Raw genomic sequence first — 13,300 nt, 5'->3', positions numbered from 1 at the left:
AGGTAACACATGAAAATCCATGAGTATCAAGGCAAGGAACTGCTGAAGAAATTTGGCGTCCCCGTGCCGCGCGGTATTCCCGCTCTCTCCGTCGACGAAGCCGTGGCAGCCGCGGAGAAGTTGGGAGGACCGGTCTGGGTCGTCAAGGCGCAGATTCACGCGGGTGGCCGCGGCAAGGGCGGTGGCGTGAAGCTGGCCCGTTCGCTCGATGACGTGCGCAAGCTGGCCGGCGAAATCCTGGGCATGCAGCTCAAGACGCACCAGACCGGCCCGGAAGGCCAGAAGGTCAATCGCCTGTACATCGAAGACGGCGCTGACATCCAGAAGGAATACTACGTGTCGCTGGTCACCGACCGTGCCACGCAGAAGGTCGCCCTGATCGCTTCGAGCGAAGGCGGCATGGACATCGAGGAAGTGGCTCACTCCTCGCCGGAAAAAATCGTCACCGAATACATCGATCCGCTGGCCGGCCTGACCGCCGAGCAGGGCAAGAAGGTGGCTGACGCCATCGGCATGCCCGCCGACTCGACCGCCCAGACCGTGGACATCCTCCAGAAGCTGTATCAGTGCTACATGGAAACGGATGCCTCGCTGGTCGAAATCAACCCGCTGAACCGCGACAGCAAGGGCAACGTCATCGCCCTGGACGCCAAGTTCAACTTCGACCCGAACGCCCTGTTCCGTCATCCGGAAATCGTCGCCTACCGCGACCTGGACGAAGAAGATCCCGCTGAAATCGAAGCCAGCAAGTTCGACCTGGCCTACATCCAGCTCGACGGCAATATCGGCTGCCTGGTGAACGGCGCCGGCCTGGCCATGGCTACGATGGACACCATCAAGCTGTTCGGCGGCGAACCCGCCAACTTCCTGGACGTCGGCGGTGGCGCCACGGCCGAGAAGGTCACCGAAGCCTTCAAGATCATGCTCAAGAACAAGGGCGTGAAGGCGATTCTGGTCAACATCTTCGGCGGCATCATGCGCTGCGACGTGATCGCCGAAGGCGTGATCACCGCTTGCAAGGCCGTCAACCTGAGCGTTCCGCTGGTCGTCCGCATGAAGGGCACCAACGAAGAACTCGGCAAGAAGATGCTCGCCGATTCCGGATTGCCCATCATCAGCGCCGACACCATGGCCGAAGCGGCCACCAAAGTCGTTGCCGCCGTCAAATAAGATATAGCCAAGGATTCATAAATGTCGATCTTGATCAACAAGGACACCAAAGTCATCACCCAAGGCATCACGGGCAAGACGGGTCAGTTCCACACCCGCATGTGCCGCGACTACGCCAACGGTAAGGCCGCCTTCGTGGCTGGCGTGAACCCGAAGAAAGCGGGTGAGGACTTCGAAGGTATTCCCATTTTCGCTTCGGTCAAGGAAGCGAAGGCCGACACCGGCGCCACCGTTTCGGTGATCTACGTGCCGCCCGCCGGCGCCGCCGCCGCCATCTGGGAAGCTGTCGAAGCCGAACTGGACCTGGCCATCTGCATTACCGAAGGCATCCCCGTTCGCGACATGCTGGAAGTGCGCAACCGCATGAAGGCCATCAACAGCAAGACGCTGCTGCTGGGCCCGAACTGCCCCGGCCTGATCACCCCCGATGAAATCAAAATCGGCATCATGCCCGGCCACATCCACCGCAAGGGCCGCATCGGCATCGTCAGCCGCTCCGGCACGCTGACGTACGAAGCCGTGGGCCAGGTCACTGAACTGGGCCTGGGCCAATCCAGCGCTGTCGGTATCGGCGGCGATCCCATCAACGGCCTGAAGCACATCGACGTGCTCAAGTTGTTCAATGACGATCCCGACACCGACGCCGTCATCATGATCGGCGAAATCGGCGGTCCGGATGAAGTCAACGCCGCGCTGTGGGCGAAGGACAACATGAAGAAGCCGGTGGTCGGCTTCATCGCCGGCGTTACCGCGCCTCCGGGAAAGCGCATGGGCCACGCCGGCGCGCTGATCTCGGGCGGTGCCGATACCGCCGACGCCAAGCTGGAAGTGATGGAAAGCTGCGGCATCCGCACGACCCGCAACCCGTCGGAAATGGGCAAGCTGCTCAAGTCGGTGATGTAAACCGGCTTTGCTTGTCGCGGGGGAGGCCGGGATCACCGGCCTTGCTCGCAAGGCCCGCCCAGGTGGCGGGCTTTTTTTCGTCCGGACATCTTTTTAAGCTTTAATTCAGCAAAACGAAAGGATGGATCTCTTTTCTTTCATCAACCCCCGTAAAACCCCATCGTTTACCCTCCAGATAGCCGACAAATAGCTGAATATTTGCTTTCAGCTCTTTATAATGCCGGCACAAACGCGCTACATACTTATATAGAACCTGCCATTGCTCGCACAAGGCGGTCAGCGCAATTCATTCCTGTTTATGGTTATCAACACTTCGGGGGATCCGAGGAAAGAGGGGTATGGAATTATCACAAGCTGCATTCTGGCTCGCATTGCTGCAAATCATCTGGGTAAACATTCTTCTGTCTGGCGATAACGCTGTCGTCATCGCATTGGCGGCGCGTGCCTTGCCGCCGGAGCAACAGAAAAAAGCCATCGTCATCGGTTCCGCCGCCGCGATCATCATGCGTATCGTGCTGACGCTGGTTGCGGCCAAGCTGCTGCTGTTGCCGTGGCTGAAGCTGATCGGCGCGGTTTTGCTGGTTTATATCGGCGTCACGTTGTTGCTGCCCGAGAACGAGGAAGACGGCGATGGCAAGACCCATGGTTCGCTGATGTCCGCCATCCGTACCATCATGATCGCCGACCTGGTGATGAGCCTGGACAACGTGGTGGCCGTGGCCGCCGCCGCCATGGGCGATACCACGCTGCTGGTGCTGGGCCTGGCCATCAGCATCCCGCTGGTGATATTCGGCAGCACGTTGCTGCTGAAGGTGATCGAGCGCTTTCCCCTCATCGTCTGGGTGGGCGCGGCGCTGCTGGGTTTCATCGCCGGGGAACTGCTTGTGGGAGATCCCGCGCTGCAGGCACCGATAGCTCGAATCGACACGGCGCTGGGCGTGACACAGCACAACTTCGCTACTATGGTTGGTGTGGCGGGTGCGTTGTTGGTGTTGGCACTAGGGAAAATCCTTATCGCCCGACGCAAAGCTGACTGAAAGCTGAACTACAATCCCGATTCGTGGTCCAACCCCGTCGTCTCATAGACGACGGGGGGGCGGCATCGCCGTCTGGATAGACATGCATCATGTTTCGGGGGTAGTAACGTGCTTGAATTTCTACAGACGCTCAGTTGGGCGGCGGTTTTCCAGATCATCCTGATCGACATTCTTCTCGGCGGCGACAATGCTGTCGTCATCGCGTTGGCGTGTCGCAACCTGGCGCCCAAGCAGCGCATGCAGGGCATTTTGTGGGGCACCGCCGGGGCCATCATCCTGCGGGTCATCCTGATTGCCTTCGCGCTGACCCTGCTCGCCGTCCCGGCCTTGAAGATCGTCGGCGCCCTGTTGCTGGTGTGGATCGGCGTCAAGCTGCTGATTCCGGAAGACGATGCCCATGACAAGATCAAGGGCGGCGGCTCCATCATGGCGGCCATCAAGACCATCATCATTGCCGACTTCGTCATGAGCCTGGACAACGTCATCGCCATTGCCGGCGCGGCGCAGGGCGCCCACGCGGATCACCAGATCGGCCTGGTGGTGTTCGGCCTGCTGGTCAGCGTGCCCATCATCGTGTGGGGTTCGACCCTGGTGCTGAAGCTGATCGACCGTTATCCGCTGGTCATCACCCTGGGCGCCGGCCTGCTGGGTTGGATCGCCGGCGGCATGCTGGTGACCGATGTTTTGATCACGCGCAATTTCGGGGAGCAGCCCGGTATGGTTAAATTGGGGGCTGAAATCGTCGGCGCGCTGCTGGTGGTCCTGTTGGGCCGCTGGTTTGCCGGCCGTAAAGTCGTCTCCAAGGAAGCGCTTCAATGAGTCTGCGTAGAACCACTACCCTCCAGCAATCCGAAAGCGGCCTGAGCCTGCTGCAAGGGCTGTTCGTCCTGGCCATCCTGGGCGTGATTGCTACGGTGGTTGCCGCCAGCTTCTCCTGATTGCTGGCACTCCGGCCGTACCGGTCTTCTCCGGTGCGGCCGTCCAATGGACAAGCCCGAACCTGTGTCGCGCTTGTCCATTGCGTTTTGTATAGGCCGACTGGCGATCCGAATAGCATGTCCGATATCGCAATCCTGACGCGGCCCCTGGGCAGTAACGATGCGCTGGCGCAACGCCTGCGCGCGGCTGGCTGGCAGGTGCGCGACTGGCCGGCGCTGGCGTTGGCCACGCTGCCCGCTGGGTCCGGGCAGTTGCCGCTGCCGCAGCATTTCGACCTGGCGGTTTTCGTCAGTGGCAATGCCGCGCGGCATTATCTGGCGCAATTGCGCCAGTCCGGGCAGGGCGGCAATCGCTCCTGGCCCGTGTCCTGTGCCGTCGCCACGGTAGGGCCGGCCAGCGCCGCCACGCTGCGTGCCAGCGGCGCCTTCGACGGCGCCACGCTCATCCACCCGGGCCCGGACGCCCCCAGCCATGATTCCGAAGCCTTGTGGGACGAACTGCGCCGGCGCGGTCCGTTGCCCGGCCGGGTCCTGATCGTACGGGGCACGCAGGGGCGCGACTGGCTGGCGGAGCAGTTGCGCGGCGCCGGGGTGGAAGTCGTGCCGCACGCGGCGTATCACCGGGCCCCGGCGCAATGGGGCGATGCCGAACTGGCGCAACTGCGCGCCTGGCGCGACCAGGCCTTGCGGCCGACCTGGCTGCTGACCAGCGGGGAAGGGATCGCCGCCGTCCTGGACAACGTCGTCCGCGCGGGGGTACTGCCCTGGTGGCGCGGCTGTCGTTTCATAGTGACCCATCCCGCCCTGGCGCGGCGGATGGCAGGCCAGGAAGCGGTGGCTGAAGCGGCGATCAGCGTGCAGGTGCCCGACAACGATGCACTGTTTGAAGCTTTTGTTTCCGCCTGTTAGGTCGGCACACGCGCGTTTCACTTTCGTAGCGAATACAATCGCCCCATGACAGAAAATACCCCTGCCACTGAGCCGGTCGTGCCTTCGGCCGCAACCGGCGCCACGCCGCCGTCCGCGGGCAAGCCCGCAGCCGCTCCGCCGCCGCGTCCGACGCGCAAGAGCGGTGTCTCGCCCGCCGTCTCCGCCCTGGTCGTCGTTATCGTGCTGGCGGCCGTCCTGGCCGCCGCGCTGTACATGCAGCGCCGTGAATTCGTGGCCGCCGGCCGTGAAGTCGCCACCCGCATCGACAATCTGAACAGCGCGCTGGGACAGACCCGCAACGAAGCCCGCCAGGCCCTGGCCCTGGCGCAGGCGCAAGCGGGCAAGGCCGCCGCCCTGGAAAACGCGCTGCGCGACACGCAGAGCCAGTACGTGGCGCTGGAACAGGCCTGGCAGGCCTTCAATGACAGCTCCAGCGACGAAGTCCTGGCCAACGATGTCGAGCGCATGTTGACCATCGCCAGCCAGCAACTGCGCCTGGCGGGCAATGTGAGCAATGCCATCGTGGCCCTGGAAACCGCGCAAGCCCGTCTGGCCCGTGCCGACCGGCCGCGCTTCGCCAGCCTGCAGCAGGCCATCAACGGCGACCTCGATCGCCTGCGCGCCGTGCCCACCGTCGATGTGCCGGCGCAGTCTTCCCGTATCGAACGCCTGGTCGCCCTGGTCGGCAAGGCGCCGCTGCTGGCGCCCGACGCGGTGGCTCCCGGCATGCTGGCGCCGGGTGCGTCCGCCGATGCCACGCCGGCCGCCGCCCCCGTGGCGCCGCCGGTGGCAGAGGAAACCTTGCCGGCGGATGCCGCCTGGTGGCAACGCTGGCGCGCCGAAATCGCGTCGTGGCCCGCGCGTAGCGGCACGGCGCTGGTGCGTGAACTGGGCGATCTGATCCGCGTGCAGCGCGTCGACGAACCGTCGGCCCTGCTGCTGTCGCCCGAACAGGCGCTGCAGTTGCGCTCTACGCTGCGCCAGCGCCTGCTGTCGGTCCAGCTGTCCTTGCTGATGCGCCAGCCGGCCATCTGGAAGAGCGAGCTGGAGACCGTCAACCGCACGCTGGACACCTATTTCGACCGCCGTTCCGCCGACACCCTGGCGGCGTTGAACCTGACGCGCGAACTGACGCAGACGGAAATCTCCGTGCCTGTGCCTGACGTGGCCGACAGCCTGAACGCCGTGGCCGCCATCCGTGCTTCGGGTGCTACGGGCGCCGCCGGCACCAACTCGCGCGGACGGGACTGATCCATGCGCGCCTGGTTCTGGACGTTATTGCTGGCGGTTGTCGCGGTTGCCGTGGCGGTGGTGCTGCGCGCACACCCGGGCAACGTATTGATCCTGGTCTGGCCCTACCGCATCGAGATGTCGCTGACGCTGGCGGTGTTGCTGCTGGTGGGCCTGTTCCTGGCCATTTATATCGGCTTGCGCCTGCTGGCTTGGCTGCTGGCCATCCCGGAACGGGTGCGGGCCTGGCGCGGACGGCGCGCGCAAGCGCGTGACCACGAGTTGCTGGAGCGCGGCTGGATCGGCCTGCTGGAAGGCCGCTTCGCCCATGCCGAAAAAGATCTCACCAAATTGCTGGACCAGACGCGTGCGCGCAACCGGCGTGTGCTGGCAGCGCTGTCGGCCGCCCGTGCGGCGCAAGGCCTGGGCGAGTTTGTACGGCGCGACGTGATGCTGGATCGCGCCCGCGAGCACGCCGGCACGGACGCCGGCCTGATCGAGGCCGTCGCCACGGTCAGCGCCGACATGCTGCTGGAGCAGGGCCGGCCGCAGCAGGCCTTGCAGGTGCTGGAGCCCCTGCAGGACGGCGGGGCGCGCCATCTGCATACCTTGCGCCTGCTGTTGCGCGCGGAACGCGCCTTGAATCATCACGAGCGGGTGTTCACCCTGGCGCGCGGGCTGTTGCGGCGCGGTGCCATGGACAAGGACGAGGCCATGCACCTGATCGACGTGGCCGGTGCGGCGCGCTTGCGGGCCGCCGCCGGTGGCGACGGCTGGCGCGGCATCTGGAAGGACATGAAGACCGACGAGCGCGTCTTGCCCGAGATCGCCCTGGCCGCCGCGAACGTCTTCGAGGCGGCGGGCGAGGGCGACGAGGCCGCGCGCATCCTGGACGCCGCCATCGCGCGCAAATTCGATCCGCGCCTGGTGGCGGCCTATGCGCGTTGCGACGCCCTGCAAGTGCCGCGCCGCCTGGAGCGCGCCGAATCCTGGTTGCAGCAACGTCCCACCGATCCCGATCTGCTGACCGCGCTGGGCACGCTGTGCCTGGTCGGGCAGTTGTGGGGGCAGGCCGAGCGCTATCTCTTGCGCAGTGTCAGCCGCCGCGCCGATCCTGGCACGCATGCCTTGCTGGGCAGCCTCTACGATCGCCTGGATCGTCCCACGGACGCCGCGCGCCATTGGCGCCAGGCGACCGCGGTGGCCATGGGCGTGGCCCTGCCGGTGCTGGCGGTGGATGAAGCCTTGCCGGCCGCCGACACACACGCCGATCCGCGCCTCCTGGATGCCGAAAGCGGTTTCCTGTCCGACGCGTCGGAAGCGCCGGCGCCGTCACCGGCCACGGTGCACGACCCCGTGCCGGAGTTCGCCCCGGCAGCGGATTACGTGCTGGACCCCGACGCCCGTTCGCACACCGAGCTGGGCTTGCTGGACCCCACCGTCATGCCCGTCGAACCGGTGGCGGTCGACGCCGAGCCGCCGGCCGAACTGGACGACTATTTCGATAGCGCGCCCTTGCCGGTAGCGGGACTGGACGAAGTGCCGCCGGAGACCCGGGAAACGCCTTCCGCCGCGGACGACAAGCCGCGCGTCGACAAGAAGGTCGACGGCGGCAAGCCGGGCGGCGGCGCCTGAGCGCCCGCACCATCGCCCAAGACAACATTCCTTATCCGTTTTTTCTTTCGAAACCGTTTTCAGACTAAAGGTTAGAGCCATGAGCCTCGATCGCGTCAGCCCCGGCAAAAAGCTGCCGGAAGAGTTCCACGTCATCATCGAAATCCCCATGAACGCCGATCCCGTCAAGTACGAGGTCGACAAGGACTCGGGCGCGATCTTCGTGGACCGCTTCATGCTCACCGCCATGCACTATCCGTGCAACTACGGCTACATCCCGCAGACGCTGTCGGAAGACGGCGACCCGGCCGACGTGCTGGTGCTCACGCCGTTCCCGATCCAGATCGGTGCCGTGGTGAAGTGCCGCGCCATCGGCGTGCTGGAAATGGACGATGAGTCGGGCGGCGACGCCAAGCTGCTGGCCGTGCCGGTGGAAAAGCTGTATCCCCCTTACCGCAACATCAAGTCCTACGAAGATCTGCCGGAAGAAGACGTCAAGCGCATCCAGCATTTCTTCGAACACTACAAAGACCTGGAAAAGGGCAAGTGGGTGAAGGTCAAGGGTTGGAAGGGCGTGGACGCCGCGCATCAGGAAATCGTCAGCAGCGTCGAGCGCTACAACAAGGGCGCGAAGTAAGCTCCGGCTGCGTCTGCCACAGGCCGCAAGGTGCATGTATGCCTTGCGGCTTTTCTTATGAATCGCGCGTTCGGGCGCCGCGGGGCTGGCCGAACTGCTTGCGATGATCGTATGATTCAGGCGCCGGCGCGGCGTCAGCGCGGACGCCGGCGTGTTCTATCGCTAGGAGATCGCATAATGCGCTCGAAAATCATAATGGCCGTATCGGTGGTCTTCGCGTTGGTGCTGACCGGTTGCAATACCATGGCGGGTGCCGGCAAGGACATCAGCCGTGCCGGTAACGCCATCAGCAATGCCGCGGAAAAATAAGCGGCGGATTTGATCGCAGTACAAAACGCCACCCGCGAGGGTGGCGTTTTTCCTTGCTGCCTTGCAGTTTGCCTGTCAGCCCAGCAGATCCTCGATCAACCCCAGCAGTTCCGGCGTGGCCAAGGCGCTGCCGGTACCGTCTTCGTCTATCGACACAGTGACCAGGCCGCCGTCCTCCAGTTGCGTGAGGGTGCGGCGCAAAGTGCTCATGGGAAGGTCGGCGCGCTTGCTCAGGCGGGCCAGGGACAGGCGTTTGCCGGGCGCTTCCTGGTGCGTGTCCCAGAAGGCTTGCAGCAGCGCCGCGAGCGCGGGATCCAGGTTGTCGTTGCCGGGATTCTCGGCGAGGGTTTGCTGCGATGCTGCGGCGGGCACGGCTGGGTGGCTGTCATCCGTATGTCCCAGGTGGCTATCTTGTGGAACGACCATCATCGACTCCTTGCAGCGGCTGCATCCTTGGGCAAACAGGAGGCCGCCAATTTCCCCAGGGTTACCAGGGCGCTTTCTATCTCCGGCGACCAGGCGTAGCTGTAGTTGAGCCGGATGAAGTTATGGTAACCGCTGCCGATGGAAAACATATGACCAGGCCCTACCGTGATGCCGCGCGCCAGCGCCAGGCGGTATAGCCGCATGGCATCCAGGGGCGGCGGCAGGCGCACCCACAGCACATAGCCGCCGCGCGGATTGGATGTGCGTGTGCCGGGCGGGAAAAAGCGTTGCACGGCGGCCATCATCATGCGCGCCTGTTGCGCCAGCATCTTGCGCATGCGCCGCAAGTGGCGCTCGTAGCCATCATGCTGCAGGTAGGCAGCGATGGCGCGCTGCGGAATCGAAGGCGTGGTCAGCGTATTCAGGAACTTGAGCTTCTCCACCTGGTCGCGGTAGCGCCCAGGCATGGCCCAGCCGATGCGGTAGGCAGGCGCCAGGCTCTTGGAAAATGAAGCGCAATGCAGCACCAGGCCCCGCTTGTCGTGCATCTTCAGCGAACCCGGGTGGGTCGGACCGTAGTGCAGTTCATGATAGACGTCGCTTTCGATGATGGGCATGTCATGGCGCGTCGCCAGGTCGACCAGCGCCCGCTTGTTGGCATCGGGCATCTGATAGCCCAGCGGATTCTGGAAGTTGGGCATCACCATGCAGGCCGCCACGCGCTGATGGCGCAGGATGTCGGCCAGCGCGTCGACGTCGATGCCGGTTTCCGGATCGGTGGCCACTTCCAGCGCGCGCATGCCCAGGCGCTCGATCGCATGCAGCATGGCGTAGTAGGTGGGCGATTCCACCGCGATGGTGTCGCCCGGCCTGGCCACGGCTTGCAGGCACAGGTTGATGGCTTCGGTGGCGCCCAGGGTCACGACGATTTCGGCGGGATCGACGCGGGCGCCGTTTTCCAGATAACGGCGGGCGATCTGGCGTATCAATTCCGTATTGCCGGGGGGGAGTTCATCCGGCACGCCCAGCAGGGGAAACTGGCGGGCAATGGCGTGGGCGTGGCGGCTCAGTCGCTGGAACGGGAACAGGCGCGGATCGGGATAGGGCGACCCCAGCGGGACGGCGCTGCCGCTGCCGATGGCGCGCAGCGTCGCCAGCACCAGGCGGCTGACGTCCACGGGCGCGGACGCGGGCTGCGGCCGCGACGGCGGCAGGCCGGCGTCGGGCGGCGGCGCACTGGTGTCACCCAGGGCGTCGGCATTGCGCACGAAATAACCCGACTGCGGGCGGCCTTCGATCAGGCCCTGGCTTTCCAGCAGGGAATAGGCGCGCACCACCGTCGTGACGCTCAGGCCATGCTGCTGGTGGGTCTGGCGGATGGAAGGCAGCTTGTCGCCGGCGCGCAGCACGCCGCTATCGATCTGGTGTTGCAGGTCGGCCGCCAGCTTCTGGTACAGCTTCATGAGCGCAAACCATTGATTCAGAGCACAGTTTGGTGATTCTAAGCGGGTTTTTCGAACTGTGCTCTTTTTTTGCCGCTGGAGGTGTACACCCCGCTGCGGGGACAGCCGCGTAATCTTGCGCCATCAGGTGTCTGCGCGCCATTTCCGCGCGCCGGCGCCGTCAGGAATCAAGCGCAAGCACGGACCCCCAGCATGGACACCCCCAACAAGAAAGCACGCATCGCGCCTTACCACCATCCGGCCGCGGGCTGGGGAGCGCTGAAGGCGGTGGCGGTCAACCTGATCAAGGAGAAGGTGGCCGGCGGCAACTACCGCACCTTGCTGCGCCAGAACCAGCCCGATGGCTTCGACTGCCCGGGTTGTGCGTGGCCCGATCGCCAGCATGCGTCGACGTTCGAGTTTTGCGAGAACGGCGTCAAGGCAGTGGCGGCGGAAGCTACCGCCAAGCGCGTGGGACCGGCATTCTTCGCCAGCCAGACGGTGACCGAACTGATGGCGCAGAGCGACTATCAGTTGGAACAGCATGGCCGCCTGACCGATCCCATGGTCTACGACGCCGCCAGCGACCGCTACGTGCCGATCGCCTGGGACCAGGCATTCGAACTGATCGCCGCCCATCTCAAGCGTCTGGAGGATCCTGACCAGGCCACGTTCTATACGTCGGGACGCACGGGCAACGAAGCGGCGTTTCTGTACCAGCTGATGGTACGCATGTACGGGACCAACAACTTTCCCGACTGCTCGAACATGTGCCACGAAGCCACCAGCCGCGGTCTGCCCGGCACGGTGGGCATCGGCAAGGGCACGGTGACGCTGGATGATTTCGAACACGCCGACACCTTGCTGATCTTCGGCCAGAATCCGGCCACCAATCACCCCCGCATGATGGGCGAGCTGCGCGAGTGCGCGCGCCGCGGCGCCACCATCGTTTCCATCAATCCCCTGCGTGAACGGGGCCTGGAGCGATTCGCCGATCCGCAAAGCCCGGTCGAAATGCTGACGGGGTCCGGTACGCGCATCGCCTCGACGTTCGTGCAGCCGCGGCTGGGCGGCGATTTCGCCTTGATCAAGGGGCTGGCCAAACGGGTGTTGGAACTGGATGACGCCGCCGTGGCCGCGGGCACGGAGCGAGTGCTGGATGTGGATTTCATCCTGGCGCATACCGCGGGTTTCGAGGCCTATGCGGCGGATCTGCGCGCGCAGCAATGGGCAGCGCTGGAACGCGAAGCGGGGCTGTCGCGCGGCGAGATCGAAAACCTGGCCAGCATCTACGTCAATGGCAAGCGCGTCATCGCCACGTGGGGCATGGGCCTGACCCAGCACAAGAATTCGGTGGCCGCCATCCAGATGCTGTCCAACCTGATGATGATGCGTGGCAATATCGGCCGCGAGGGCGCCGGCCTTTGCCCCGTGCGCGGACACTCCAACGTGCAGGGCAATCGCACGGTGGGCATCGAGGACAAGCCGACGCAGGCTTTCCTGGACCGCCTGGGCCGCGTCTTCGATTTCGAGCCGCCGCGCGAACACGGTTATGACGTGGTCGAAACCATCGAAGCGATGGAAGCAGGACACGTCAAGGTATTGATCGGGCTGGGCGGCAACTTCGCCATGGCCACGCCGGACACGCCGCGCACATGGGAAGCCATGCGCCGTTGTGACTTGTCGGTGCATATCACCACCAAACTGAACCGCAGCCATCTGGTGCACGGCAAGGAGGCACTGATCCTGCCCACCCTGGGACGTACCGAAATCGATATGCGCGGCGGCGTGGCGCAAGGCGTCACGGTCGAGGATTCGATGAGCATGGTGCATGTGTCCTACGGCATGAACAAGCCGGCGTCTGCCCATCTGATGTCGGAGACGGCCATCGTCGCGCATATGGCGCACGCTACGCTGGGTAGTGCCAAAGTGGACTGGCTGTCCTACGCCGACGACTACGCCAGCGTGCGCGACGCCATCGAGGCCGTGTTCGACGGCTTCGAGGATTACAACCGGCGCATCGCCCAGCCTGGCGGTTTTCATCTGCGCGTGGCATCGCGCGAACGCGATTGGAAGACGGCCAGCGGCAAGGCCAATTTCATCGTCGCGCAGATTGAAACGGATACGCCGATACATCGCGCGCAGCAGCGCCATGGCGATGAAGTGATGGTCCTGATGACCACCCGTTCGCATGACCAGTACAACACCACCATCTACGCAATGGACGACCGTTACCGCGGCGTGTTCGGCCAGCGGCGCGTGCTGTTCGTCAACAAGGCGGACCTGGCACGCAAGGGCCTGCGGGCCGGTGAGTGGGTCGACATCTTCACGGTGTGGGACGACGACGTGGAACGGCGCGCGGATGGCTTCCTGCTGGTGGAATACGATATTCCGCAAGGATGCCTGGGCGCCTATTATCCCGAGACCAATCCGCTGGTGCCGCTGAACAGCGTGGGCGATGTGTCGAACACGCCGACCTCGAAGTCGATTCCGGTGATGTTGAAAAAATCGGCGCGGCTTGCCTTGCAGGCATAGCCTGGTGGAAAAAACGCGATAAGCGTTCGCTGTCTGGATGTTTTTGGCCACGTCGGCTATTGCGGATAGCGAGCCGCGGAGGACGCGCCCACACTGAAGTCCCTTCCATTTCTTCCAGGGGACTCTCAT

The 13,300-nt window shown here is 64.4% G+C and carries 13 protein-coding genes; 11 read left to right on the top strand and 2 right to left on the bottom strand.

Annotated elements, in window-relative coordinates:
- Positions 1–9: 9 nt before the first annotated feature.
- From sucC to CEY05_RS09095, 10 genes are all read left to right on the top strand, one after another.
- Positions 10–1,170 carry an ADP-forming succinate--CoA ligase subunit beta gene (sucC, locus tag CEY05_RS09135; protein ID WP_088598165.1) on the top strand — a complete coding sequence of 387 codons (1,161 nt, stop codon included), beginning with the start codon at positions 10–12 and terminating at the stop codon, positions 1,168–1,170.
- 21 nt (positions 1,171–1,191) lie between these two features.
- Complete coding sequence (gene sucD / locus CEY05_RS09130; RefSeq protein WP_088598164.1) at positions 1,192–2,073, top strand: succinate--CoA ligase subunit alpha; 882 nt, start codon at positions 1,192–1,194, stop codon at positions 2,071–2,073.
- Between the two features lie 338 nt (positions 2,074–2,411).
- On the top strand, positions 2,412–3,110 hold the full coding sequence (locus tag CEY05_RS09125) for a TerC family protein (RefSeq protein ID WP_088598163.1): 699 nt from the start codon (positions 2,412–2,414) through the stop codon (positions 3,108–3,110).
- 108 nt (positions 3,111–3,218) lie between these two features.
- Positions 3,219–3,929 carry a TerC family protein gene (locus tag CEY05_RS09120; protein ID WP_088598162.1) on the top strand — a complete coding sequence of 237 codons (711 nt, stop codon included), beginning with the start codon at positions 3,219–3,221 and terminating at the stop codon, positions 3,927–3,929.
- Positions 3,926–4,048: a hypothetical protein gene (locus CEY05_RS31915; RefSeq protein ID WP_255407754.1), complete on the top strand. Its 123-nt coding sequence runs from the start codon at positions 3,926–3,928 to the stop codon at positions 4,046–4,048. The genes CEY05_RS09120 and CEY05_RS31915 overlap by 4 nt, the downstream gene beginning before the upstream one ends.
- 117 nt (positions 4,049–4,165) lie before the next feature.
- Entirely contained in the window at positions 4,166–4,957 is a 792-nt protein-coding gene (locus CEY05_RS09115) for a uroporphyrinogen-III synthase (RefSeq protein ID WP_088598161.1), read from the top strand.
- A 45-nt stretch (positions 4,958–5,002) separates the two neighbouring features.
- A complete protein-coding gene (locus CEY05_RS09110; protein WP_088598160.1) occupies positions 5,003–6,229 on the top strand; it encodes a uroporphyrinogen-III C-methyltransferase in 1,227 nt (408 codons plus the stop codon).
- A 3-nt stretch (positions 6,230–6,232) separates the two neighbouring features.
- Positions 6,233–7,843 (top strand): heme biosynthesis HemY N-terminal domain-containing protein, encoded by a 1,611-nt coding sequence (locus tag CEY05_RS09105; RefSeq protein ID WP_088598159.1) that lies wholly within the window; start codon positions 6,233–6,235, stop codon positions 7,841–7,843.
- A 79-nt stretch (positions 7,844–7,922) separates the two neighbouring features.
- Complete coding sequence (gene ppa, locus CEY05_RS09100; RefSeq protein ID WP_088598158.1) at positions 7,923–8,459, top strand: inorganic diphosphatase; 537 nt, start codon at positions 7,923–7,925, stop codon at positions 8,457–8,459.
- A gap of 177 nt (positions 8,460–8,636) precedes the next feature.
- The gene (locus CEY05_RS09095) at positions 8,637–8,768 is read left to right on the top strand and encodes an entericidin A/B family lipoprotein (RefSeq protein ID WP_088598157.1); all 132 of its coding nucleotides are present in this window, start codon (positions 8,637–8,639) and stop codon (positions 8,766–8,768) included.
- Positions 8,769–8,843: 75 nt separating this feature from the next.
- Here the strand turns inward: CEY05_RS09095 and CEY05_RS09090 are convergent, their stop codons facing one another.
- Positions 8,844–9,194, bottom strand: coding sequence for a helix-turn-helix domain-containing protein (locus CEY05_RS09090; RefSeq protein ID WP_143220408.1), 351 nt, complete (start codon positions 9,192–9,194; stop codon positions 8,844–8,846).
- Entirely contained in the window at positions 9,194–10,657 is a 1,464-nt protein-coding gene (locus CEY05_RS09085) for a PLP-dependent aminotransferase family protein (RefSeq protein ID WP_088598156.1), read from the bottom strand. Before CEY05_RS09085 ends, CEY05_RS09090 begins: the two co-directional genes overlap by 1 nt.
- A gap of 192 nt (positions 10,658–10,849) precedes the next feature.
- Between CEY05_RS09085 and CEY05_RS09080 the strand changes: the two genes are divergently transcribed.
- Positions 10,850–13,171 carry an FdhF/YdeP family oxidoreductase gene (locus tag CEY05_RS09080; protein WP_088598155.1) on the top strand — a complete coding sequence of 774 codons (2,322 nt, stop codon included), beginning with the start codon at positions 10,850–10,852 and terminating at the stop codon, positions 13,169–13,171.
- Positions 13,172–13,300 lie beyond the last annotated feature (129 nt).

This window comes from Achromobacter sp. HZ34 (genome assembly GCF_002209485.1).
Lineage (GTDB): Bacteria > Pseudomonadota > Gammaproteobacteria > Burkholderiales > Burkholderiaceae_B > Bordetella_C.
The sequence above is the reverse complement of the archived record's forward strand: the minus strand, read 5'-3'. Positions and strand labels throughout refer to the sequence as shown.